23 protein-coding genes and 1 riboswitch are annotated in these 24,074 nt (G+C 68.2%); of the genes, 9 read left to right on the top strand and 14 right to left on the bottom strand.

What is annotated here, in order from left to right; all coding sequences use genetic code 11:
• Positions 1 to 56: 56 nt before the first annotated feature.
• The 6 genes from ruvA to HV742_RS07725 form a co-directional block, all read right to left on the bottom strand.
• Entirely contained in the window at positions 57 to 629 is a 573-nt protein-coding gene (gene ruvA, locus HV742_RS07750; RefSeq protein ID WP_006393160.1) for a Holliday junction branch migration protein RuvA, read from the bottom strand.
• 90 nt (positions 630 to 719) lie between these two features.
• On the bottom strand, positions 720 to 1,268 hold the full coding sequence (gene ruvC, locus HV742_RS07745) for a crossover junction endodeoxyribonuclease RuvC (RefSeq protein ID WP_049071645.1): 549 nt from the start codon (positions 1,266 to 1,268) through the stop codon (positions 720 to 722).
• Entirely contained in the window at positions 1,268 to 2,857 is a 1,590-nt protein-coding gene (gene purH, locus HV742_RS07740) for a bifunctional phosphoribosylaminoimidazolecarboxamide formyltransferase/IMP cyclohydrolase (RefSeq protein ID WP_049071647.1), read from the bottom strand. The genes ruvC and purH overlap by 1 nt, the downstream gene beginning before the upstream one ends.
• A 101-nt stretch (positions 2,858 to 2,958) precedes the next feature.
• The gene (locus HV742_RS07735) at positions 2,959 to 3,198 is read right to left on the bottom strand and encodes a helix-turn-helix domain-containing protein (RefSeq protein WP_006217670.1); all 240 of its coding nucleotides are present in this window, start codon (positions 3,196 to 3,198) and stop codon (positions 2,959 to 2,961) included.
• A gap of 36 nt (positions 3,199 to 3,234) precedes the next feature.
• Entirely contained in the window at positions 3,235 to 4,260 is a 1,026-nt protein-coding gene (gene dusB / locus HV742_RS07730; protein WP_054416514.1) for a tRNA dihydrouridine synthase DusB, read from the bottom strand.
• An 81-nt stretch (positions 4,261 to 4,341) separates the two neighbouring features.
• A complete protein-coding gene (locus tag HV742_RS07725) occupies positions 4,342 to 5,511 on the bottom strand; it encodes a UbiH/UbiF/VisC/COQ6 family ubiquinone biosynthesis hydroxylase (RefSeq protein WP_175144750.1) in 1,170 nt (389 codons plus the stop codon).
• 79 nt (positions 5,512 to 5,590) lie between these two features.
• Here HV742_RS07725 and HV742_RS07720 point away from each other — a divergent pair, with 79 nt between their 5' ends.
• Entirely contained in the window at positions 5,591 to 6,055 is a 465-nt protein-coding gene (locus HV742_RS07720) for a TM2 domain-containing protein (protein ID WP_049071651.1), read from the top strand.
• Between the two features lie 62 nt (positions 6,056 to 6,117).
• On the opposite strand, the gene HV742_RS07715 is transcribed toward HV742_RS07720, so the two are convergent.
• On the bottom strand, positions 6,118 to 7,461 hold the full coding sequence (locus tag HV742_RS07715; protein ID WP_175144749.1) for an aminopeptidase P N-terminal domain-containing protein: 1,344 nt from the start codon (positions 7,459 to 7,461) through the stop codon (positions 6,118 to 6,120).
• A gap of 133 nt (positions 7,462 to 7,594) precedes the next feature.
• Positions 7,595 to 7,757: riboswitch (yybP-ykoY riboswitch) on the top strand.
• A gap of 79 nt (positions 7,758 to 7,836) precedes the next feature.
• On the opposite strand from HV742_RS07715, the gene HV742_RS07710 reads away from it, so the two are divergent.
• From HV742_RS07710 to HV742_RS07690, 5 genes are all read left to right on the top strand, one after another.
• Entirely contained in the window at positions 7,837 to 8,841 is a 1,005-nt protein-coding gene (locus HV742_RS07710; protein ID WP_059269412.1) for a sodium:calcium antiporter, read from the top strand.
• A 442-nt stretch (positions 8,842 to 9,283) separates the two neighbouring features.
• The gene (locus tag HV742_RS07705; RefSeq protein ID WP_049071655.1) at positions 9,284 to 9,616 is read left to right on the top strand and encodes a hypothetical protein; all 333 of its coding nucleotides are present in this window, start codon (positions 9,284 to 9,286) and stop codon (positions 9,614 to 9,616) included.
• 420 nt (positions 9,617 to 10,036) lie between these two features.
• On the top strand, positions 10,037 to 12,844 hold the full coding sequence (mgtA, locus tag HV742_RS07700; RefSeq protein WP_175144748.1) for a magnesium-translocating P-type ATPase: 2,808 nt from the start codon (positions 10,037 to 10,039) through the stop codon (positions 12,842 to 12,844).
• Positions 12,845 to 12,936: 92 nt separating this feature from the next.
• Positions 12,937 to 14,043 carry a porin gene (locus tag HV742_RS07695; RefSeq protein ID WP_175144747.1) on the top strand — a complete coding sequence of 369 codons (1,107 nt, stop codon included), beginning with the start codon at positions 12,937 to 12,939 and terminating at the stop codon, positions 14,041 to 14,043.
• 98 nt (positions 14,044 to 14,141) lie between these two features.
• Positions 14,142 to 15,017: a cytochrome c oxidase assembly protein gene (locus tag HV742_RS07690; RefSeq protein WP_175144746.1), complete on the top strand. Its 876-nt coding sequence runs from the start codon at positions 14,142 to 14,144 to the stop codon at positions 15,015 to 15,017.
• Positions 15,018 to 15,131: 114 nt separating this feature from the next.
• Here HV742_RS07690 and galU read toward each other — a convergent pair whose 3' ends face one another.
• Complete coding sequence (galU, locus tag HV742_RS07685) at positions 15,132 to 15,977, bottom strand: UTP--glucose-1-phosphate uridylyltransferase GalU (RefSeq protein ID WP_049071659.1); 846 nt, start codon at positions 15,975 to 15,977, stop codon at positions 15,132 to 15,134.
• Between the two features lie 72 nt (positions 15,978 to 16,049).
• Here galU and HV742_RS07680 point away from each other — a divergent pair, with 72 nt between their 5' ends.
• Entirely contained in the window at positions 16,050 to 17,558 is a 1,509-nt protein-coding gene (locus HV742_RS07680) for a M48 family metalloprotease (protein ID WP_372363307.1), read from the top strand.
• Between the two features lie 36 nt (positions 17,559 to 17,594).
• On the opposite strand, the gene HV742_RS07675 is transcribed toward HV742_RS07680, so the two are convergent.
• The 4 genes from HV742_RS07675 to HV742_RS07660 form a co-directional block, all read right to left on the bottom strand.
• Positions 17,595 to 18,695 carry a YheT family hydrolase gene (locus HV742_RS07675; RefSeq protein ID WP_006389005.1) on the bottom strand — a complete coding sequence of 367 codons (1,101 nt, stop codon included), beginning with the start codon at positions 18,693 to 18,695 and terminating at the stop codon, positions 17,595 to 17,597.
• Positions 18,696 to 18,708: 13 nt separating this feature from the next.
• The gene (locus HV742_RS07670; RefSeq protein ID WP_049071663.1) at positions 18,709 to 19,131 is read right to left on the bottom strand and encodes a YybH family protein; all 423 of its coding nucleotides are present in this window, start codon (positions 19,129 to 19,131) and stop codon (positions 18,709 to 18,711) included.
• Between the two features lie 34 nt (positions 19,132 to 19,165).
• Entirely contained in the window at positions 19,166 to 19,378 is a 213-nt protein-coding gene (locus HV742_RS07665; RefSeq protein WP_049071665.1) for a zinc-finger domain-containing protein, read from the bottom strand.
• A gap of 79 nt (positions 19,379 to 19,457) precedes the next feature.
• On the bottom strand, positions 19,458 to 20,378 hold the full coding sequence (locus HV742_RS07660; RefSeq protein ID WP_006389008.1) for a branched-chain amino acid transaminase: 921 nt from the start codon (positions 20,376 to 20,378) through the stop codon (positions 19,458 to 19,460).
• A gap of 186 nt (positions 20,379 to 20,564) precedes the next feature.
• Between HV742_RS07660 and HV742_RS07655 the strand changes: the two genes are divergently transcribed.
• Positions 20,565 to 21,314 carry an AzlC family ABC transporter permease gene (locus tag HV742_RS07655; protein WP_054416522.1) on the top strand — a complete coding sequence of 250 codons (750 nt, stop codon included), beginning with the start codon at positions 20,565 to 20,567 and terminating at the stop codon, positions 21,312 to 21,314.
• Positions 21,311 to 21,646 carry an AzlD domain-containing protein gene (locus tag HV742_RS07650; protein WP_006393180.1) on the top strand — a complete coding sequence of 112 codons (336 nt, stop codon included), beginning with the start codon at positions 21,311 to 21,313 and terminating at the stop codon, positions 21,644 to 21,646. The genes HV742_RS07655 and HV742_RS07650 overlap by 4 nt, the downstream gene beginning before the upstream one ends.
• Positions 21,647 to 21,652: 6 nt before the next feature.
• Here the strand turns inward: HV742_RS07650 and HV742_RS07645 are convergent, their stop codons facing one another.
• Positions 21,653 to 22,822: an FAD-dependent monooxygenase gene (locus HV742_RS07645; RefSeq protein ID WP_175144745.1), complete on the bottom strand. Its 1,170-nt coding sequence runs from the start codon at positions 22,820 to 22,822 to the stop codon at positions 21,653 to 21,655.
• Entirely contained in the window at positions 22,815 to 24,071 is a 1,257-nt protein-coding gene (locus HV742_RS07640; RefSeq protein WP_175144744.1) for an MFS transporter, read from the bottom strand. Before HV742_RS07640 ends, HV742_RS07645 begins: the two co-directional genes overlap by 8 nt.
• Positions 24,072 to 24,074 lie beyond the last annotated feature (3 nt).

The raw sequence follows: 24,074 nt of genomic DNA, 5'->3' as shown, positions 1-24,074 counted from the left end.
CCCCGCGCCTGCCACGACCGCAATGATCCGCCAGCGGCGGCCCGGAGGGCGCGTCTTCAGCGCACCAGCGCTTTCAAGGCCTGCTTGATGCCGTCGGACACGCCCACGCCTTCGGGCAGCGTCTTGAGGGCCGACAACGATTCCTTCTCGGAGTACCCCAGCGCCAGCAAGGCGTTCAGGATGTCGGACTGGTTATCCTGCACCGGATGCGCGGTGGCGCCGATGTCCGCGCCCAGCTTGCCGCGCATTTCCAGCAGCAGGCGTTCGGCGGTCTTCTTGCCGATGCCGGGCACGCGCGTCAGGCGGCCCGATTCCTGCAGCGTGATGGCCTGGGCCAGGTCGGCCACCGATAGCCCGGACAGCACCGACAGCGCGGTGCGCGCGCCGATGCCGCTGACCTTGATCAGTTCACGGAAGGCGCTGCGTTCGCCCGCGGTGGCGAAGCCGTAGAGGATGTGGGCGTCTTCGCGCACGGTCAGGTGCGTGTACAGCGTGACGCGCGCGCCGGTTTCCGGCAGCGAGTACAGCGTGCTCATGGGCACGTCGATGTCATAGCCCAGACCGTTGACGTCCACGCAGACGGTGGGCGGCAGTTTCTCGATCAGGGTTCCGGTGATGCGTCCGATCATGGTGGCAATGGCCTGGCAGAAGATGGGGCCGCGTCAGTCGCGGCGGATGCGGGGATTCTATACGGGTCCGCGCGAAGCGGGGGGCGGGGCTCAGCCGAGCAGGCGGCCGTTGCGCAGGCGGGTCTTGCCGCTCAGGCTCAGGCGCGTGCCCAATTCCGTCAGCCGGTCCTGCAAGGGGCCGACGTGGGCGTGGCAGATGGCGCAGGCCAGCGCGTCGGCCGAGTCTGGGGCGGGGGTGCCGTCCAGCGCCAGCAGGTGCTGCACCATCATCTGCACCTGTTCCTTGGCCGCGCGGCCGGTGCCGACCACGGCCTTCTTGATCTGCAGCGCGGTGTACTCATGCACCGCCAGCGAACTGTCGGCCAGCGCGCACAGCGCCGCGCCGCGGGCCTGGCCCAGCAGCAGGGTCGAGGCCGGATTGGTGTTCAGGAAGACGATTTCCAGCGCGGCCACGTCGGGCTGCGTGTCGCGCGCCACCTGGCGCAGGTTGTCCAGGATGACCTTGAGGCGTTCGGACAGCGTCAGCGCCGGCGGCACCACGATGGTGCCGCTGGCGACATAACGCAGGCGCGGGCCGTCGGCATCGATCACACCGAAGCCGGTGCGGCGCAGGCCGGGATCGATGCCGAGGACGCGCATCAGTGGCGGAAGTGGCGGGTGCCGGTCAGCACCATGGCGATGCCATGCTCGTCGGCCGCGGCGATGACTTCGTCATCGCGCACGCTGCCGCCGGGCTGGATCACGCAGGTCGCGCCCGCGGCCACCACCACGTCCAGGCCGTCGCGGAAGGGGAAGAAGGCATCCGACGCGACCGCCGAACCCTTCAGCGTCAGGCCGGCGTTCTCGGCCTTGATCGAGGCGATGCGGGCCGAGTCGATGCGGCTCATCTGGCCGGCGCCGACGCCCAGGGTCATGCCGCCGCCGACGAACACGATGGCGTTGGACTTGACGTACTTGGCGACCTTCCAGGCGAACGCCAGATCGTTCATTTCCTGTTCGGTGGGCTGGCGCTTGGTCACCACCTTCAGGGCGTCGCGCGGCACGTTGTAGGCGTCCGGGCTCTGCACCAGCCAGCCGCCGCCGACGCGCTTGACGTCGAAGGCGTTCTGGCCCGTGCCCATCGGCACTTCCAGCACGCGCACGTTCTTCTTGGCGGCCAGGATGGCCAGCGCGGCGCCGTCATAGGCCGGGGCCAGCAGCACTTCCAGGAACTGGGCGCTGACGGCCTCGGCGGTGGCGGCGTCGACCGGGCGGTTGAAGGCGATGATGCCGCCGAAGGCCGAGGTCGGGTCGGTCTTGAAGGCCTGCTGGTACGCGCCCAGCGTGTCGGCCGCGACCGCCACGCCGCAGGGGTTGGCGTGCTTGACGATGACGCAGGCGGGCGCCTCGAAGCTGCGCGCGCATTCCCAGGCGGCATCGGCGTCCGCGATGTTGTTGTACGACAGTTCCTTGCCCTGCAGCTGACGGTAGTTGCCCAGCAGGCCGGCCGGACGCTGCGCGTCGACGTAGAACGCGGCGGTCTGGTGCGGGTTCTCGCCGTAGCGCAGGGCCTGTTCCTGCTTGACCTGCAGGGTCAGGGTGCCGGGCCATTCCTGGCGCGCCGGCACGGCGTCCTGCGCCGGTTCGGCGTCGGTCAGGCTGGTCAGGTAGGCGGCGATGGCGCCGTCGTAGGCGGCGGTGTGGGCGTAGACCTTGGCGGCCAGCGCCAGGCGCAGGCCGTACGAGGTGCCGCCGCCCTGGTCCATTTCGGACAGCACGCGCGAGTAGTCGACCGGGTCGATCACCACCGTCACGCCACCGGCCTCGGTGCCATGGTTCTTGGCGGCGGCGCGCAGCATGGCCGGGCCGCCGATGTCGATGTTCTCGACCGCGTCGGCGAAGGTGCAGTCGGGCTTGGCCACCGTTTCGCGGAACGGATACAGGTTGACCACCAGCATGTCGATGCGATCGATGCCGGCCGCCTTGATGGTGTCCATGTGCTCGGCGCTGTCGCGGCGGGCCAGCAGGCCGCCGTGGATCTTCGGATGCAGCGTCTTGACGCGGCCGTCCAGGATCTCGGGCGAGCCGGTGTGGGCGGCCACTTCGGTGACGGTCAGGCCGGACTCGGCCAGCAGCTTGGCGGTGCCGCCGGTCGACAGCAGGCGCACGCCGCGCGCGGCCAGGGCGCGGGCAAATTCAACGATGCCGGTCTTGTCGGACACCGAAAGCAGGGCGGTTTCGATTTTCATGGTGAGGGACGGGAGTGGGGCGCGGGCGCCTGTCTCGCTTCAGGTCGGGATGGGAAATCTGTCATGCGGGGCGCGCCAGCGGCCGCCCGCGCGGCGATGCGCTATACCTGGATGTTATGGGCCAGCAGTTTCTTGCGCAGGGTGTTGCGCGTGATGCCCAGCATTTCGGATGCCCGCGACTGGTTGCCGCCGGACCGTTCCAACGCCACTTCGAGGACCGGGCGCTCCACGCAGCGCATCACCATGTCCCACATGTCGTGGGGCTCGGATTCGCCCAAGTCTTCGAAATAGCGCTCCAGGCTGGCGCGCACGCATTCTTCCAGGACATCTTTCTTGCTCATCGGAGTACAGATATTTTTATGTTGGTGTTGAGGCGGTTATGCCGCCAGCAGGGCTTTCGCGACAGGCGCCGGGTTGGGGTTGCCGTCACGGGAAAGATTGAGGAACCATTCCGACACCGCCCGCCACTGGTCGCGGGTGTTGTCGATGAGGTTCATGCGGTCGCGGAACGAGTCCGCGCCCGGCAGGCCGTCCAGATACCACCCTATGTGCTTGCGCGCCGTGCGTACGCCGGTGTGTTCGCCATAGAAGCGGTAGTGGTCGTCGAGATGTTCGAGCAGCAGTTCGCGCATTTCCCCATAGCTGGGAGGGGCCAGTGTTTCGCCCGTGCGCAGGTAATGGTCGACCTCGCGGAAGATCCAGGGACGCCCTTGGGCCGCCCGGCCGATCATGACCGCGTCGGCGCCAGTGTAATCCAGGACGCGCCTGGCCTTTTCGGGCGAGTCGATGTCGCCATTGGCGATCAGCGGAATTTTCAGCTCGGCGCGGACGGCGCGGATAGTGTCATATTCCGCCTCGCCCGTATAGAGGTCGGCGCGGGTGCGTCCATGCAGCGTCAGGGCGGCGATGCCGGCATCCTGGGCCAGTCTGGCCACGCGCAGGGCGTTGCGGCTGTCGCGGTCCCAGCCGGTGCGGGTCTTGAGGGTGACCGGCACCCCCAGCGGCGCGCAGGCCTCGACCACGGCGTCCAGGATGCGGGCGATCAGGTCTTCGTGGCGCAGCAGGGCCGAGCCCGAGGCCACGTTGCAGACCTTTTTCACCGGGCAGCCCATGTTGATGTCGATGATGCGCGCGCCCTTGTGGGCGTTGAACACGGCGGCCTCGGCCATCATGGCCGGGTCGGCGCCGGCGATCTGCACCGAAATGGGGGCGATCTCGCCGTCGTGGTTCAGGCGCCGCGAGGTCTTGACGCTGTCCCACAGCTTCGGGTTGCTGGCGGCCATCTCCGAGACGGCGTAACCGGCCCCCAATTTCTTGCAGAGCTGTCGGAAAGGACGATCCGTCACGCCCGCCATGGGCGCGACCAGAACGTTGTTGGGGAGAGTCCACGGGCCGATGCGCATGGTCACATTTTAACCGGCTCGATCGAACCCTCTTTTTTCGTCCGCAACAGCTTGGTAACAGGCCGACAAAAAAAGGGAGGATCAGGCCCGGAAGCCCTGCAGCAGATGGCGCGCCAGCGGCGCCCGCAGCGGCGCGGCCAGATCCAGGCCCAGCAAGGCCAGGCCACAGGCGTGTTCGACCGGCGCCAGGCCGGTGGCGAAGATGCGCGGCATCAGGTCGGTGACGCTGGCGGTGATGAGCCGGTCGACCTGGCGCGCGCGGGCGAAGTCTTGCAGCGCGTGGGAGGGACTGGCATTCGGCTGGGTCAGCCAGCCGCCCAGGGACTGGGCCAGCCGGGCGGCGTCGCGCAGTCCCAGGTTGAGCCCCTGGCCGGCCACCGGGTGCAGCGTCTGCGCCGCATTGCCGATCACGGCGACGCGGCCTTGCACCAGCCCGCGGCGCGCGCTCAGCGCCAGCGGGAAGACATGGCGCGGCGCCTGGCACGTCAGGCGGCCCAGGCGGTCGCCAAAGGCCGTCGTCAGCGCCTGCGAGAAGGCGGTGTTGTCCAGCGCCGCCAGTTCGGCCGCGCGCTCGGGCGCGCTGCACCAGACCACCGAATAGGCGTCCGCCATCTGCGGATGCGGCAGCAGCGCCAGCGGCCCTTCGGCGGTGAAGCGCTCCCAGGCCCAGCCACGGCGCGGCAGGCTGGCTTGGGTGGTGGTCAGCAGGGCGTGCTGACCGTAGTCGCGGCGCACATCGCTGCCTCCGGCCCCGTCGGACTGCACGGCGATGCGGCAGGCAAGGGCGGTGTCGCCCTGGCTGATGCGCACGCCGTCGGCGTCCTGGCCGTCGACCACGGCGGGCGGGCCGGACAGCAGCGTGACGCCGCTGGCGGCCACGCATTCCTCCAGCCTGGCGTGCAGCGCCGAGTAGGCGACCACGCAGCCGAGCTGCGGCACGTCGAAGTCGGTGTTGCGGATCACGCTGCGGCCAAGCCGGCCGCGCTGGGAGACGTGGATATTGAGGATGTCCGCCGCCTTGGCGGGCCAGGCGTGCAGCGATTCGAGCAGCACGCGGCTGCCATGGTTCATGGCCAGCACGCGCGGATCGGCCGCGGGAATGGCGGCGGCTGGCGTCACGGGGGCCGGGCTGGCGCCTTGCAGCAGGGCGATGCGGGAGGGGTCCGGCGCCACGCGCGCCAGCATCAACGCCAGGACACGCCCCACGGGGCCGGCGCCGAGAATCGCAATGTCGAAGGCGGAGATAGTCATGCCGGGATTTTACCCGTCCACTACAATCCAGGTCTGCCGGCGCGGCTTGGCGCCCGGGACCCTTCACCGGTTGATTGATATGACGCAGCTCGAGGCTTCTTCTTCGCTGTCCGCCGCAATCCCGCGCCGCCCCCGCGGCAAGGTCGCCGTCGGTCTGCTGGCCTGTCTGTTCGGGTGGCTCGGCGCACATTGGTGGTACCTGGGCCGGCGTTACGCCTGGCTGGTGACGGCGCTGTCCCTGCTCAGCCTGTTCTGCGCGTTCCGCTACTACCCGGTCTGGTACGACAACCCGGCCTTTTTCCTGGTGTTCATTCCCATGATCGACGGCTTCATCGAGAGCGCGGTGTTCTCGCTGATGCCCGACGAGAAGTTCGACCGCCGCTACAACCCCGGATTGCCGCCGTCCCCCAGGACCGGCTGGGGGCCGGTGCTGGTGGCCATCCTGGCCTGCCTGGTGGGCGCCACCGTGTCGATGTTCGCGATCGCGATGGTGGTGGTCTATGTGTGGGTGGCGATGGGCTGGCTGGACGGCCTGACACTGTAGCCCCTCGGGCCGCCCTCACGAGCGTGGCCGAGGCCACGCCGGCCGGCCTGCGCGCCGCCCGCTCATTCGCGCATCAGCGCCTCGATCTCGCCGGCCTGCACCGGCACGCCGCGGGTGATCAGCTCGCAGCCCTCGTCCGTCACCAGCGCGTCGTCCTCGGTACGGATGCCGATGTTCCAGTAGGCCTCGGGCACGTCGTCGGCGGGGCGCACATAGATGCCCGGCTCGATCGTCAGCATCATGCCTGTTTCCAGCTTGCGCCACGGGCGTTCCGCGCCGGCAGCGCCGCCCGGCTGGCGGTAGTCGCCCACATCGTGCACGTCCAGGCCCAGCCAGTGGCCGGTGCGGTGCATGTAGAAACGGCTGTAGTCGCCCGACTCGATCACGCCATCCAGCGATCCCTTCAGCAGTTTCAGGTCCAGCATGCCCTGGGCCAGCACCCGCACCGCGGCGTCATGGCCATCGTTCCAGCCGCGGCCCGGCGCGGTGGCCTGGGCCGCGGCCTCCTGCGCCGCCACCGTCAGGTCGTACAACGCGCGCTGCGGGCCGCTGTAGCGGCCGTTGACCGGAAAGGTGCGGGTGATGTCGCTGGCGTAGCTGTCGACCTCGCAGCCGGCGTCGATCAGCACCAGGTCGCCGTCGCGCAGCACCGCCTCGCCGGCAGGGTAGTGCAGCACGCAGGCATTGGCCCCGGCCGCGACGATGCTGTTGTAGGCCACCGCCTGCGCGCCATGGCGGCGGAACTCATACAACAGCTCCGCTTCCAGTTCGTATTCGCGCATGCCAGCGCGGGCGGCCCGCATGGCGCGGGCGTGGGCGCCGGCGGAGATCTTGGCGGCGCGCCGCATCGCGGCGATTTCGCTGGCGTCCTTCACCAGCCGCATCTCGGCCAGGATCGGCCGGATGTCCTGCTGCCGCATGGGAGGCTGATGGCCGCCGCGGCTGGCCTCGCGCGCCGCCGCCAGCCAGCGGTGCAGCCGGCCGTCGGTGCGCTTGTCACCGGCCAGTGGCGCATACAGGGTCGGTTGGTCCAGCAGCAGCTTGGGCACCAGTTCGTCGAGCGCGTCCAGCGCATGCGCGTCGTCGAAGCCGAAATGCTCGGCCGCGGCCTCCGGGCCGAAGCGCCGTCCCTCCCAGATCTCGTGCTCGATATGGCGCGGGCGGCAGAACAGCAGGGCGCGGTCGGTGGCGCTGGCGATCAGCACCAGCCACGCGCCGGGCTCGGTAAAGCCAGTCAGGTAGAAGAAGTCGCTGTCGTGCCGGTAGGGGTATTCGGCGTCGCGGTTGCGGATGGCTTCGGGCGCGGTGGCCAGGATGGCGATGCCGCCGCCATCGGCGCGCATCCGCGCCATCAGGCGCTGGCGGCGGGCGGCGAAGGGGGCGATATCGGTGGGAGGCAGGCTCATGGGCAGGGGGCGCAGGGCCCGGCGGGAAACGGTGGTGCCACTTACTTTACTCGCCGTGCCGCCAATACGACAGTCCGGCGGCATTCACGCGCGCGCCGCGGAGATTCTCTGGACGGTCATGGCCGGGCTGCTACAATCGCGGCTCTGTCATTGGGGAGTAGCCATCCTTTGTCCCCAAAGGAGTTAGCGTCAACAGACTTGGTGGTCCGGTATCGCGTAGCGGTTTCCAGGACTCCATGGCGCTAACGGTCTCCGTGCCGCGGTACGCCCGCGCATGGATCAGCCAGGCGAGACCTTTGGCCGCGCAGCGTTCACCCTTGGCCGGGCGAGCCGTTGCGTCGCGCCAATTGGTTTCTGCTCGTCCGGCTCGCCTATATGTTGCTCACCCTGTTCCTGTTTTTCCTGTCCGCGGCAGTGATCTATCTTGCCTGCGAATTCTTCGTCAATGGCGTCGAATGGGTCGGACACCGCTTCCAGCTCGGCGCCACCGCCACCGGCACCGTGCTGGCGGCATTCGGCACCGCGCTGCCTGAAAGCGCGGTCACGTTCATGGCCGTGGTGTTCGGCGACACGCCTGAGCAAAAGGACATCGGCGTCGGCGCGGCCATGGGCGGCCCGCTGGTGCTGGCGACGCTGGCCTACGCGGTGGTCGGCCTTGCCTTGTGGCGCGCCCGTCGCGGGCAGCCCACGCAAGCCAACTGTATCAACGCGGACCAGCGCCGGCTGGCCCGCGACCAGGCCTGGTTCATGGGCATCTTCGTCTTCAAGGTCGGGCTGGGCCTGCTGGCGTTCGCCTGGAAGCCCTGGCTGGGCATCCTGTTCCTGGCCACCTACGGTCTGTATGTCAAGCGCGAGCTGAGCAACGACGAGGATTGCATCGACTGCGAAGATCTCGAGCCGCTCAAGCTGCGGCCGCGCGACGACAACCCTTCGATGTTCTGGGCGGCGACGCAGACGCTGCTGGCGCTGGTCGTGATCGCTGGCGCCTCGCACGTATTCGTCAACCAGATCGAACTGCTGGGCATCGCCATGGGCGCGTCGCCGCACGTGGCCGCGCTGCTGCTGGCGCCCGTCGCCACCGAACTGCCGGAAATCATGAACGCGCTGATCTGGGTGCGCCAGGGCAAGGAACGCCTGGCGCTGGCCAACATTTCCGGCGCCATGATGATCCAGGCCACCATTCCCAGCGCGCTCGGCATCTTCCTCACGCCGTGGCTGCTCGACGGCCCGCTGCTGGCCGCCGGCCTGTTCACCATGCTGTCCATCGGGCTGCTGTGGCTGCGCTTCCGCCGCGCTGGCATGAGCGTGCCGGCGCTGTCGGCGGCGGGCGGCTTCTATGCCCTGTTCGCGGCCTATCTGGGCTGGCATTTCTACGCCTGAGGGCGCAACGGCGCGCGGCCCCGCCGGCCCGCGCCGGGTTGCACAAAAAGCAATTTTTGTGCCGGAAAACCTTGTCCATCAGTGGAAACCCGCGTAAAATTCTGCCCGTTATCCATCCCAGGAGCAGTCTTCGTGAATACCGATTCCGGCGAAAGTAGTCGATCTTGCATCGACGCCGCTGTTTGACAGGTCCACGCAGAACTCCGTCTGCCGCAGCCTGTTGAACAGGTTGCGGTTGTATCCCAAGCCCCGGGCTTCTTGCCGGGCAGCAGTGCAGGCCCACGGCTTGCCGGGATTCTCCCCAACGTAAACCGCCAGAACCGCCGCTAGTCGCAGCGCCCGCGTTCGTGCACGCCTTTTTCGTGCCCGCCCGCCATGCGCCGTGTGCCTGCGTGCGCGCGTATGCGCGAAAGCCGCTCCCCATTACGCAATGGAGGTCGCTATGCGTTTCTTCGACTTGTTCCTGCGCCGCGCCGGCGTCGACCGCGCCACCGCCCTGGGCCGCCGCCGCGGCACATCGCGCCTGACGGTCATCTGCCCGCGCGATGAACTGGGCGCGCTGCGCAAGCAGATCTGCCTGGACTTCAGCGCCGCCGGGCTCGATGTATCGCAAGTACAGATCGACCAGGGGCGCGACCCCGGCATGGCCTCGGCCTGCATCACCGTGAATTGCCCGCCCGAGCTGCGTGGCGAACTGATGTCGCAAGCGCGTCGGCTGAGCGCCAACCCCGCCGTGCGCCACGTCCATTTCGGCGCGCAACCGCTGGCGGCCTGAATCCGCCCGTCATTTCCCAGGAGAGACCATGCCCAGTGCCTTAGACCCCGAGCCTCGATTGCGCCACGTGCGCGGCGCCGGCCTGCCTGTCTGACCTGTCTTCTCCCTTGCGAGCCGACTGGCCGGAGAGTCACCCGGTCTAGTACGGAAGCCGCAGCCCTGAACCCCCGGCCAGGCCCGCTCGACGCGCGCCGGTTCCGCCGGCCCCGGTTCTTCCGCTAGTTTCCCGTTCCGCTTCCCGCACCCGGCGCGCCTCGACGCGATCCGGACACCGGCAACATCGCCCCGGTGCCTGCGCACGCCTGTACGTGGCGGAAACGGCCTGCTTTGCGCGGGCCGCGGCCCCGTGCTGCCCGCGCAAAGGCATGGTGGCGGCCAGCCCGTGTCTTCCAGAACAACACCAATAACGGGAACACTCCGATGTTCAAATTCCTGAAGACCTTCTTTTCCTCCGCCGCCGGGCTGCGGCGATCGGGACGCCATTTCCGGCGTTCCCCCATGCTGGAGCAGGGCGGCGGACCGGCCCTCGCTTCGGCGGACTCCTCGGACGCCGCGCGCCGCGCCAACCGCCGCATGCTCGATGTCTCGCGCATGGATTTCGATGCCTTGTTCTCGATGTTCCGCAGCGGCCGCGGCGGCCTGTCCGAAGCCCAGGCCGATGAGGCCCGCGCCCGCTACGGCGCCAATGAAGTCGATCACGAAAAACCGCTAACCTGGCATGCCCACCTGTGGCAATCGTTCCGCAACCCCTTCAACCTGCTGCTGACCGGCCTGGCCTCGCTGTCGTGGGTCACGGATGTGTACATGGCCGAGCCCGACGACCAGTCGTGGAAGGGCGTCATCATCATCGGTTCGATGGTGGTGATCTCGACGCTGCTGCGCTTCGTGCAGGAGCGCCGTTCCAACCGCGCCGCCGAGGCCCTGAAGGCGATGGTGCAGAACACCGCCACGGTGCTGCGCAGCGACGCCGCCGGCGTGGCCGAGGGCGACGCGCGGCGCTTTTTCGGCGCCACGCTGCACGCCTCGGGCTCGCGCCAGATCGAGGTGCCGCTGGCCGAGCTGGTGCCGGGCGACGTGGTGTTGCTGTCCGCGGGCGACATGATTCCCGCCGACTGCCGCATCCTGGGCGCCAAGGACCTGTTCGTGGCCCAGGCGGCCCTGACCGGCGAATCGCTGCCGGTCGAGAAATACGCCGTGCAGCGCGTCGAGACCGCCAACGCGCTGGAACTCGAGAACATGGCCTTCATGGGCACCAACGTGGTCAGCGGCTCCGGCAGCGCCCTGGTGGTGGCCACCGGCGCCGGCACCTACTTCGGCCAGCTGGCCGGGCGGGTGACCCAGACTTCGCGCGTGCCGACCCAGTTCCAGCAGGGCATCAACCGGGTCAGCTGGGTGCTGATCCGCTTCATGCTGGTGATGGCGCCCATCGTGCTGCTGATCAACGGCTTCACCAAGGGCGACTGGCTCGAGGCGCTGCTCTTCGCGCTGGCCATCGCCGTCGGCCTGACACCGGAAATGCTGCCCATGATCGTCACCGCCACGCTGGCCAAGGGCGCGGTGCGGATGTCGCGGCGCAAGGTGGTGGTCAAGCGGCTCGACGCGATCCAGAACCTGGGCGCCATGAACGTGCTGTGCACCGATAAGACCGGCACCCTGACCCAGGACCGCATCGTGCTCGAACGCCACACCGACGTGTATGGCGCCACCAGCGACGATGTGCTGGCCTACGCCTACCTCAACAGCTATTACCAGACAGGCCTGAAGAACCTGCTCGACGTGGCCGTGCTGCGCCACGCCGAAGTGGAACGCAAGCTGGACCTGGCCGCCCGCTACCGCAAGATCGACGAAATCCCCTTCGACTTCTCGCGGCGGCGCATGTCGGTGGTGGTGAGCGAAACCGAAAATGGCCGCGAACACCATGAGCTGATCTGCAAGGGCGCGCTGGAGGAAATGCTGTCGGTATGCACCCGCCTTCGGGTGGGCAGCGACGTGCACCTGCTGACCGACGCACGGCGCGCCGATATCCGCCGCGTGACAGCCGATCTGAACCGCGACGGATTGCGCGTGATCGCGGTAGGCGTGCGTGAACTGCCGCCCACGCAGCAGGCCTACGGCGTGGCCGACGAGGCCGACCTGGTGCTGGTTGGCTATATCGCCTTCCTCGATCCTCCCAAGGAATCGACCGGCCCGGCCCTGGCCGCTTTGCGCGACTCCGGCATCGAGGTCAAGGTCCTGACCGGCGACGTCGAGCTGGTGACCCAGAAGGTGTGCCGCGAAGTCGGCTTCGAGGTCCGCAAGGTCTACCTGGGGGCCGATATCGAGGCCATGGACGACAGCCGGCTGGCCGTGGCGGTGCGCGAGGCCAACGTATTTGCCCGGCTTACGCCGGCGCACAAGGAGCGCATCGTGCGCGTGCTGCGCGCCCAGGGCAATACCGTTGGCTTCATGGGGGACGGCATCAATGATGCGCCGGCCCTGCGCGCCGCCGACGTCGGCATTTCGGTGGACTCGGCGGTGGATATCTCGAAGGAAGCCGCCGACATCATCCTGCTGGAAAAGAGCCTGATGGTGCTGGAGGACGGCGTGATCGAAGGCCGCAAGACCTTCTGCAACATGCTCAAGTACCTGAAGATGACCGCCAGCTCCAATTTCGGTAACGTCTTCTCGGTGCTGGTGGCCAGCGCATTCCTGCCGTTCCTGCCGATGCTGCCGATCCACCTGCTGCTGCAGAACTTGATGTACGACATCTCGCAGACCGCCATTCCCTTCGACAATGTCGACGAGGAACTGCTTAAAAGGCCGCAACAATGGGACCCGGCAGGACTAGGCCGATTCATGGTGTTCTTCGGTCCGATTAGCTCGATATTCGACATCACGACCTATGCCCTCATGTGGTACGTTTTCCAGGCCAATGCGCCAGAACACCAGACGCTGTTCCAGTCGGGCTGGTTCGTCGAAGGCCTGTTGTCGCAGACGCTGATCGTGCATATGATCCGCACACGCAAGATTCCCTTCCTGCAAAGCCGCGCCGCGTGGCCGTTGATGTGGATGACGGTCATGGTGGTCGGACTGGGGGTGTTCCTGCCGTTCTCGCCGCTGGCCGAGTACTTCCAGCTGCAAGCGCTGCCGTGGAGCTATTTCCCGTGGCTGGTCGGCATCCTTCTGAGCTACTGCGTGCTGACACAAATGCTCAAGGGCATCTGGGTGCGTCGCTATGGCTGGCAATAGTCACTATTGATACACCTGGCGGCGGGCAGGCGCCCGCCGCGGATTCAATACCTCCCGCGGTGGCGGCGCCACCCCGGATTCTGGAGAGAAGCATGAAAATCTCGACTGTCGCCACGACGCTCATGGCGGGCGCCGCCTGGCTTCCGCTGGCGGCCAATGCGGCCGGTGATGGCCCGGGCATCCAACTCTACGGCGTGGTCGATGCGGGCATCGCCACCACCCATACCTCCGGGCAGGGCACCCACAATGGTGTTCTCGATGGCGGCCTGACCGACTCCCTGTGGGGCCTGCGTGGTTCCGAGGACCTGGGCGACGGCTGGAGCACCCGCTTCCAGCTCGAAAGCGGCTTCGACCCGTCCACCGGCAAGCGCGCCGACGACGACCGCATGTTCAACTACGGCGCCTGGGTCGGACTGGCCCATGACAGCTACGGCGACCTGCGCCTGGGGCGCCAATACACCGTCGGCAAGACCTACGGCAACGCGCTGGAGCTGGCGTCCTGGAAGGAAATGGGCATGGGCGCCACCTTCAAGGCCTCGGACAACTATCAATTCAGCAACCTGGTGAACTACTACACCCCCACCTGGCAGGGTTTCCAGGCCGGCATCGGCTATTCCTTCGACGCTGACGGCCGCGACCGTTTCAAGACGGCGGCCAATAACCGCGCACTGAGCCTGGGCCTGAAGTACGAGGACGGCCCCCTGCTGGCGGTGGCCACCTGGGACCAGCTGCGCCTGGCCGAGCCGCCGGCGGGCCAGGCGGGACGGCCCCAGGCGGTGCAACTGGGGGCGTCCTACGACTTCGAGGTCGTCAAGGTATCGGTGGCCTGGTCCCGCCAGCGCAACGGTTATGTCGGGCTGGACGGCGGCGATCCCGACAGCCTGGGCCAGAACCTGGGGCCGGCGGCCTTCGCGCGCGGCGGCGCCGTCAACGCCTGGCTGCTGGGCGCCAGCGTGCCGCTGGGCCATGGCGCCGTGGTGGCGCAGTGGTCGCTGGCGCGCCCCGACTGGAAATGGGAGGATGGGTCGACGGCGCGCAATGCGCAATTGGTGACATTGGGGTATACGTATAACGTGTCGCCGCGCACCACGCTCTATGCGTTCGCCGGCTATGCGTCCAATTACACCCTGGACAACCAGTTCGACCCTGGCCATTCCCACACCTCGCGCTTCGGTACGGGCATTTCGCACCGGTTCTGAGCCGCATGGGGGGCTGCCGGGTCCACTACAATCGACCCGGCAGCGAGTTCCGGCCCGTCCAGGCGGGGGCCCGCCACGCCCCCGTCGGCATTTTCCGGATGACCCGCATGGACAGTCTCGAATGGCTCATACCCTGGGAGTTCTCTCCCACGCTGGTGGCCTCCTTCCTGGTGGCCATCGTGCTGTTCGTGCGCGGCCAGCGCGTGCACCACGTCACGGGCGCGCGCCGCATGCTGTTCTGGGCGGGCATGGTGCTGCTGTACCTGTCCATGCACACGCGCCTGGATTATTACGCCGAACGCATGTTCTTCATCCACCGCATCCAGCACCTGGTGTTGCACCATCTGGGGCCGCTGCTGGTGATGGCGGCGTTTCCCGGGCAGGTCATGCGGGCCGGGCTGCCGATGCGCTGGCGCGTGCGCCTGCGTGACTTCCTGCGCACCGGCGCCGGCCGCGCCACGGTGGCAGTCCTGACCCACAGGATCTTCGTTCCCGCGCTGTTCGTGTTCCTGGTGCTGGTCTGGCTGATCCCGTCGGTGCAGTTCTATTCCATGCTCGACTGGCGCCTGTATCGCCTGATGAACTGGTCGGTGGTGATCAGCGGCTTCATGTACTGGAATCTGATCCTGGACCGCCGTCCCGCGCCGCCGGCCGCGATGACGCCGGGCGGCCGCGTGATCTCGCCGATCCTGACAATGCTGCCGCAGATGGTGGCGGGGGCCGTCATCGCCTTCACCGAAAGCGACATCTATCCCTTGTTCGAACTGTGCGGCCGCGCCATCGCCATGTCGGCGCAGACCGACCAGACCATCGGCGGGCTGACCATGTGGATTCCCGCCGCCCTGGTCGAGGTGATCGGGCTGATGGTGGCGCTGGGCACGCTGATGCGCCTGTCGGCCAAGGGCCGCTTGCGCAAGGCCGATCGCGATGCCCTGGCGCGGGCCAGGGCGCGCCGCCGCGCGGCGTCTGCGTAGAACACGCGATATCGGAGGCGCCCCGCGCGAGGTGGCGACCGCTCCGGGGGAGGGTTGCCGCCGCCGGTCGATGCGCGGCGGCGGGTAGTCAAGCCGGCGCGCGTGGCCGCCGTGTCATTCCGGCAGCAGGCCGTGGTATTTCCTGCCGAGCGCCACCGTGGCCTGGAACATGCCAGCCTTGTTGCCGCAGTCATAGCGCGTGCCGTCGTAGCGGTGCGCATACACCGCGCGTTCGCGCATCATCGAGGCGATGCCGTCGGTCAGCTGGATCTCGTTGCCGGCGCCCATCTTGGTCGAACGCAGGTGGTCGAAGATGGCGGCTTCCAGCACGTAGCGTCCCACCACCGCCAGGGTCGAGGGAGCGGCTTCGGGGTCGGGCTTTTCAACGATGTGGGTGACGCGCTCGGTGCGGCCATCGCCCTGGCCCTCACGGGTGGCGACGATGCCGTATTTGCGCGTGTCCGCGCGCGGCACGTCCTGTACCCCCAGCACGCTGGCGTTTTGCGCAATGGCGATATCCACCAGCTGCTTCATGGCCGGCGTGTCGGCGTCGATCAGGTCATCGGCCAGCAGCACGGCGAACGGTTCGTCGCCCACCGCCGGCGCGGCCGACAGCACGGCGTGGCCCAGGCCCAGCGGCGCCGATTGGCGGATATAGAGGCAATTGACGTGGGCGGGTAGAATGCCCCGCACCATGGCAAGAAGCTCGTGCTTGCCCTTGCTTTCGAGGTCGGATTCCAGTTCGGGCGCGGAGTCGAAATGGTCTTCGATGGCCCGCTTGTTGCGACCGGTAACGAAAATCAGGTCGGTGATGCCGGCGGCCACGGCTTCTTCGACAGCGTACTGGATCAACGGCTTGTCGACGACGGGCAGCATTTCCTTGGGCATCGCCTTGGTGGCGGGCAGGAAGCGCGTGCCCATGCCGGCGACGGGAAAAACGGCTTTACGGACGGGACGCATTGAAACCTCGTTGGGGGTATCGATGAAACATTTTAAGCGCATCGCTATCATAGGCTCATGAACCGCAGGAAAATGCCATCCATTTGCTCGATTGCGCAGCGGGGCGCGATCATCGGAATCTGTGCCGCGCTGGCGTTGCCGGCCTTGCCGGCAACCGCCTGGGCCCAGCCGGTGGGGCTGCCCTCGATGGGCGCGGCTTCCGCCGCGGACCTGTCGCCCGCGCTGGAGCGCAGCCTTGGCGAGGCCATCATGTCTCAGGGGCGGCGCGACCCGACCTACGTCGACGATCCCGAACTCAGCCAGTACCTCACCACCATGGGGCGCAAGCTGGCGGCGTTCTCGCCCGGCGCGGTGCCGGACGTCGAGATGTTCGGCGTGCGCGATCCCGAAATCAACGCCTTCGCCATGCCGGGCGGCTTCATTGGCGTCAACACCGGCCTGATCGTCTCCTCCGGCAGCGAATCCGAACTGGCGGCGGTGCTGGCGCACGAAATCGGCCACGTGGTGCAGCGCCATATCGCGCGCGGCATGACGCAGCAGAACCAGAACAGCATGGTCATGCTGGCGAGCCTGGCGGGCGCGCTGCTGGCGGCGCTGGCCGGCGGCGGCGGCAACCTGGCGATGGGCGTGGCCGCGTTCGGCCAGGCCGCCGCCATCAACCGCCAATTGGGCTTCTCGCGCGACGCCGAACGCGAGGCCGACCGCGCCGGCTTCACCATGCTGACCAAGGCCGGCTACGACGCCCAGGGCATGGCGCAGATGTTCTCGCGCCTGATGAACGCTTCGCGCCTGAACGAAGGGGCGGGCGGCGGTTCCTGGGCCAGTACCCACCCGCTGTCCATCGAACGCATGTCCGACGTGCAGAACCGGGTGCGCTCGCTGCCGGTCTCGCGCCATGTCGACAGCGACGACTTCTGGTACATCCGCGCCAAGATGCGCGTGGTGCAGGGGCGCGACGCGGTCAGCCTGCGCACCGCCGGCCAGCAGCTGCAGGACGAGGCCCAGGCGTTGTCCGGCGTGCGCCGCTCGGCCGCCTATTACGGGCTGGCCCTGCAGGCTTTCCAGCGCAACAGCCTGGACGAGGCCGACCGCCAGCTCGCCCAGGCCCAGGCCGACGGCCGCGATTCGCCGCAGATGGCCAAGCTCGCCGTCGATATCGCGCTGGCGCGCAAGGACAACCGGCGCGCGCAGGACCTGGCGCAAGCCGCCACCCGTCGCTGGCCTGAGCAGCGGGCCTTGGGCATCGCCTACGCCACGGCGCTGCAGGCCAACGGCCGTCACGCCGAAGCGCAAGACTACCTGCGCGCCAAGATCAAGCAGTGGGGGGCGGACGAACCCAGTCTCTACCAGATGCTGGCGCAGAGCGAGGAACGCACCGGCAAGCCGGTGCAGGCGCGCCGCGACCTGGCGCGCTACTACGTCATGACTGGCGCTTTCGCCGCGGCGGAATCGCAACTGCAGCAGGCGCGCGGCATGTCCACCGACTTCTACGAGCAATCGCAGATCGACGTGCAGATCAAGGAAGTCAAGGACAAGCTGGCCGAAGAGCGCCAGCTGCTGGAACGCTTCAAGTCGGGCTGACGCCTGGCCGACCCGAGCCAGGAGGCGCCGCGGCGCCTACAGCCCGGTCTCGAAGAAGCGGCCCAGCCGCTGCGGCAGCCAGCCCAGGTGGGCCGGAAAGGCGCCCGTCGGGAAGCCCGCATGGCCGCCGTCGGTGGGCTGGTGCAGCAGGATGCTGGACGAACACTCGTCCGGCTTGGGCAAGGCGCTGGCCGGAATGAACGGATCGTTCAGCGCATTCAGCACCAGCGTCGGCACCGAGATGCGCGGCAGCCAGGGCTTGCTGGAGGCGCGCGTCCAGTAGTCGAGCGCATTACGAAAGCCATGCATGGGCGCGGTGTAGGCGTCATCGAAGTCGCGCAGGTCGCGCGCGTGGGCGATGCGCATCACGTCGATGGCGCCGGGGTAGCGGTGGGCCTTCTCCAGCACCTTGTGCTTGAGGGTCTTGAGAAAGTGGTTGGTGTAGACCTTGCGGTTGAAGAATCCGGTCGACAGGGTCTTGCCGCAGGCCACCAGGTCCAGCGGCACCGAGACGCCCGCGCAGGCGGTCAGCCAGCCGGTGTCTTCCTGGTGTTCGCCCAGGTATTTCAGCAGCGCATTGCCACCCAGCGACACGCCCACGGCGTGCCAGCGCGCATGCGGGATGCGGTTGCGCACGGTGTTCAGCAGGAAGCCGACCTCGGCCGAATCGCCCGAGTAATAGGCCCGCGCCAGGCGGTTGGGCACGCCGGAGCAACCGCGGAAATGCGCGATGACGACGATCCAGCCGCGCGCCCGGAAGTGGTGCGCAATGGATTGGGCATAGCGGCTGTTGCTGCCGCCCTCCAGGCCGTGGAACAGCAACAGCGCGGGCGTGTCGGCCGTTTGGGGCAAGGACTTCCAGTCGGCCTCGGTCATCCAGCGCGCGGCCGCGGTCTTGCCGTTGGCCACGGGCTGCTGGCCGCTCACGGGCGCGCCGTCGGCGGCCTTGTGCGGAAACAGCCCCGGCCCGGTCCAGTCGAAATCGACGAAATCCGTGTCGGGCGTCTCGACCCGGTCGCGCACGAAGGCGATGCGGTGGTACTGCGCGAACAGCGCGGCGTACACCGTCTGGGCATCGCCTCCGGGCAGCCAGGAGGGAACAGGACAGGGGGTGGTATCGAAACGTGCAGCAGCCAAAGTCGACCCGAGATCAGTGCAGCATATCGGGCACGTCGTGCAAGTCGAGCACCCCGGCTTCGGTGGGCGCCGACGAGGCGTGGTGCATGACCATGCGCCAGCCCGTGGGGCCCTTGTGATAGATGTTGGTGGCGTAGCAGTTGGCGAACTGCGTGCCTTCCCGCGTGCGCACCGCCACCTGCTCGACCAGCACGTGCACCGCGCACATCATGCTCAGCATGACCAGCGGGCGCAGCGGCCGGATGTGCAGCGGGCCATTCGCCAGCACGTGCTGCCAGGACTCGTGCACGGCCGAGTGGCCGACGAGGCGCAGGCCTCCCGGGTGGATGCAGACGACTTCCTCGTCGTCCGCCCACACTTGCATCAGGCGGACGGTGTCCCCCTGCTCAAGGGCTTCATAGAACGCGTGTTCTGCTTCTTCGGGCGTGGCGAACATGATGGCGGGACGGATGGCTGTTGAGCGGCGATTCTCAGTGGTGGCCGTGCAGCACGGTGCCGGGCTTGAGCTTGTATTCGGCGCCGCAGTAGGCGCAGCGCGCCGAACCGGTGCGGGCGACGTCCAGGAAGACGCGCGGGTGCATGCTCCACAGCGGGGCCTTCGGACCCGGACAGAACACAGGCAGGTCTTCGGCGCCGACTTCGATGACTTCGTGGGGGGCGGCGGCCGGGGCAGCGGCGGTCATGGAATTTCCTGAATAAAAAATACCGGTGATACGGTGGGTTGGGGCAGTAGTGCCGCCCTGCCGGGCAGGGCGGCGCGAATCAGACTTTGCTCAGCCAGTGATGGTACTTCGGGTTGCGGCCATTCACCATGTCAAAAAACGCCTTCTGCAGCTTCTCGGTGATGGGGCCGCGCCGGCCCGAGCCGATCTGGCGGTTGTCGACCTCGCGGATCGGCGTGACTTCGGCGGCGGTGCCGGTGAAGAAGGCCTCGTCGGCGATGTAGACGTCGTCGCGGGTCAGCCGCTTGGTCACCACGCGCAGGCCGAAATCGGCCGCCAGGGCGTGGATGGTGGAACGGGTGATGCCGGTCAGGGCGGAGGCGATCTCGGGTTCGCACAGCACGCCGTCCTTGACCAGGAAGAGGTTTTCGCCAGAGCCTTCGGCCACGAAGCCTTCGGTGTCCAGCAGCAGGGCCTCGTCGTAGCCGTCCTGCAGGGCCTCGGTGTTGGCCAGGATCGAGTTGGCGTAGGTGGTGGCAACCTTGGCGCGCGGCATGGTTACGTTGACGTGCTGGCGGGCGAACGACGACACCTTGACCCGGATGCCCTGCGACAGGGCTTCCTCGCCCAGGTAGGCACCCCAGGGCCAGGCGGCGATCGCCACGTGCACCTTGGCGCCCTTGGGCGATACGCCCATCTTTTCGGGGCCGTAGAACACCAGCGGGCGCAGGTAGCAGGATTCGAGCTGGTTCTCGCGCACCACCGTCCGCTGGGCCTCGTTGATCGTGTCGCGATCGAACGGCATGGGAATCTGGTAGATGTGCGCCGAATTGAACAGGCGATTGGTGTGGTCTTCGAGGCGGAAGATGGCGGTGCCGATCTCGGAGCGGTAGGCGCGCACGCCTTCGAATACCGACAGGCCATAGTGCAGGGAGTGCGTCAGGACGTGCGTGGTCGCGTCGCGCCAGGGCACGAGCTTGCCGTCATACCAGATGAAGCCATCGCGGTCAGCCATCGACATGGTCTGCTCCCTCAATAAACCCGAGGGCCGTATTGTATCAAGCGACGAGGTTACAATAATGGTCCATTCGTGCACCGGCACGGTGCCTGCGGGAGTTCGCAGGCCCGGCGGGCGAGCAGCTTGTCGTGCGGTTCCTTCCCCACAGAGTGTCCATGTCGTTCCGTTCGAATCCCCAGGGGCTCGCCGTTGTCCTCTGAGTCCGCGTTCCCCGAAACCGAAGACCCCCGGGAGGTCCGTCAGGAGCGCGTGGCCGCCTTCCGCGCCGGCGTGCATGCCATCGTGCCCGCCCTCATCGCCACGGCGACGTGGGGCCTGGTGACCGGCGTGGCCATGGTCAAATCGGGCCTGACCGAGTCCATGGCGCTGGCGATGACCCTGTTGCTGTACGCCGGCTCGGCCCAGCTCACGTCCCTGCCGCTGATCGCCACCGGTGCGCCGCTGTGGCTGATCTTCGCCGCCGGCTGCGTGGTCAACCTGCGCTTCCTGATCTTCGGCGCGGCGTTGCAACCCTATTTCCGCCACCTGTCCTGGCCCAAGCGCCTGGGGCTGGGCTACTTCACCACCGACATGGGCTTTGTGCTGTTCATGCCGCGCTTTGGCGACGCGGCCGAGCGCGGCACCCGCGAACAGCTCTGGTACTTCATCGGCACCATTGCCCCGGGTTGGTTCGTCTGGCAGACCTCGTCGATCGTCGGCATCTACCTGGGCACCATGGTGCCCACGGGCTGGTCGCTGGACTTCGCGGCGGTGCTGGCGCTGCTGGCCATCACGGTGCCGCTGGCCAATTCCAAGCCCATGCTGATCTCGATGCTGGCCGCGGGCGTGGTCGCCTGGACCGGCCAGGTGCTGCCGCTGCGGCTGGGCCTGGCGGCGGCGGTCATCGCCGGCGTGGTGGCCGGCATGTGGGCCGAACGCTTCTTCAAGGCGCGCGCATGACCCTCTGGCCCTCCGAAATCTACGTCTATTCGGCGATCCTGCTGCTGGCGTTGTGTAGCGTGCTGACGCGCGCCGGCTTCATGCTGTTTGGCGACTATATTCCGCTGCCCGATGGCGTGCGGCGCGCCCTGCGCTATGCGCCCGCCGCCGCGCTCACCGCCATCGTGGTGCCGGACCTGCTGCCCTGGAAGGCGGGGCTGGGGCCGATCTTCGACTACAAGCTGGTCGCCGGCATTGTCGCCATCCTGGTGTTCCTGCGCACCCGCAGCGCCGTGCTGGTCATCGTGGTCGGCATGCTGGTGCTGTGGGGGTTGCGCTGGCTGGCGGGGTGACGGCGGTCATCCGCCCAGCGCGGCGGCGGCTTCCATTTCGGATTTCAGGCCGCTGAGGAAATAGCGCTTGAGGATCAGCCTGGGCAGCAGCCGCAAGGCCGTATTGCGCAGGCCGAAAGCGAGTGCGGATTCCGGGACATAGACCGGGGCCAGCTTGCGGCTGCGCTGCTGCAGGCTTTCGATCACTGGCCGCAGCCGCCGCTCGTGGGCGGCCAGGGCCTGTTCAATCGGCAGCCTGCCCAATTCCTGCGCGAGCACGTAGGCGCCAGCCAATGCCATCCCCGCGCCCTGTCCAGAAATAAGGGACAGGCTATGCGCGGCGTCACCCGCCAGCAGGATGCGGCCCCGGTGCCAACAGGGCAGTTCGACCAGCGCCAGGTCGTCCATGACGATGGGCGTGTCGTGCGCCAGCATGGCCAGCTGACGCCCGACTTCCGCGTGTGTGCCGCGGGACAGTTCGCGCAGCAGGCCAAGCCGTTGCGGCGCCGCGACCCAACCGTGTTCATGGCTGCGCCATACGTGCAAGGCCGCTTTGCGGCCGCCGCCGAGCCCGTGGTATTCCACCTGGTGGCCGGGGGCTGCGTAGGACACGAAGTCCCGCGCCATGCCAGTGTCGTCCACGGAGTCGTAGGCGGCGTAGCGATAACCCAGCGTGGACAGCGGGGGATCGTCGGCGCCGAACACCTGGGCGCGCAATGCCGAGCGCACGCCGTCCGCCCCGATCAGGAGGTCGGCGCGCAATTGGCTGCCGTCCGACAGCGTGATGTCGACGCCGCCGGGGGCCTGGGTACAGTGGGCGACAGTGGTCGCCAACCGGATCTCGGCGTGGTCGCGCACCGCGCCATGCAGGACCTGCACCAGGTCCGTGCGGCGCAAGGTGATCCAGTCCAGTTCCTTCAGCAATTCGCGATAGCGGATCCGCATGACTTCGCGGCCCCGGCGGTCTCGGTAGATGTTTTCGCCGATCTCGCGTTCCACCGCGCGCAGCGCCGGTACCAGCTCCATGCGGCGCGCGGTCAGCAGGCCCGGGCCGGACAGGCCCATCATGTAGCCGCCATCGCGCAGGTGCGCGGCGCGTTCCGCGATGACGGCGCGCCAGCCGTGCCGCGTCAGCCACCAGGCGCAGGCCAGCCCGGCAACGCCGGCGCCGGCGATGACCACGGTGCGTTCAGACATGTTCGTTCTCCGGGGAAAAGGGCGGCGCCAGGCGCCGCATCAGGGTAGGGAGGGCCAGCAACCCGGCAGCGCCGAAGGCCGCCGCGGCGCCGAAGCTGATGCCATAGCCCCAGTGCTGCGCCAGCCAGCCGGCGGCCACGCCGCCGATCGTGGCGATCATGGCGTCGGCGCACTGGAACAGGGTGAAGTCGACGCCGGCCTGCGCTGGCGAGGCCCGGCCCATGAGGAAGGCGTACAAGGCCACGAAGCCGGTGGCCGCCGTCGCCGCTTTCAGCAACGCCAGCGCCACCAGCCAATGCGGGCCGGCGTGCGGCAGCCAGGATGACGCCAACACGGCGGCCAGGAAAAGGACCAACGCCACGGTCTGCAGGGCCAAGGCCACGACCACCGCCCGCGCCGCCGCGAGGCGCTGCAGGATCAAGGCGCCGAGCAGGGTGCCGGCCAGGCCCGCCACGACCGCGCCGGCGCCATTGATCCAGCCCACCGACGCCAGCGGCACGCCGCGGTCGAGCAGCAGCAGGGGCGTCATGCCATAGGCCAGCCGGGAGCCGGCCTGGAACACGATCGTGATGACCAGGCCCAGGCGCACGTCGGGGCGGCCCAGCGCATGCGCCAGGCTGGGGCGGTGCGCGGACGGTTGGGCCGTGCGCGCCGGCTCGCGCACCAGGGCGAATGGCAGCGTCAACAGCAGGACCAGTCCTCCCATGGTGGCCGCCGCCACGCGCCAGCCGTAGCTGCCTGCCAGGATGACGAACAGCCCGGCGCCCAGGAACATGCCCAGATAGCTGGAGCCGACCTGAGTGGCGTTGCCCCAGCCGCGTCGGTTCTCCGCCAACTGTTCGACGGCGAACGCGTCGCCGGCGATGTCCACCGTGGCCGCGGTCAACGAAATCAGGCCCAGAATGGCCAGCAGCACGGGCATGGAGGGCTGGCCCAGGCCCGCCAGCAGGAACAGCAGCGCGGCCAGCAACCATTGCCCGGGCAGCACGATGCGGCGGGTGCGCCGCTCGGCATGGCCCGCCGGCAGCCGGTAGCGTTCGATCCAGGGCGCCCACAGGAACTTGAGCGCCCAGGGCAGGAACGCCAGGTAGGCCAGGCCGATCTGGTCCAGCGGCGCGCCGCTGTCGCGCAGCAAGGCGGGCACGCCCTGGAAGGCAATGCCGCTCACCAGGCTCTGGGCCATGCAGATGCCGCCGATGGCGGCGATCACCTGCGCCGTGGGCAGGCGCGCGGGCACATCTGGGCGCATGAA

It is taken from the genome of Achromobacter ruhlandii (assembly GCF_902859695.1).
GTDB lineage: Bacteria > Pseudomonadota > Gammaproteobacteria > Burkholderiales > Burkholderiaceae_B > Achromobacter > Achromobacter ruhlandii.
The sequence above is the reverse complement of the archived record's forward strand: the minus strand, read 5'-3'. Positions and strand labels throughout refer to the sequence as shown.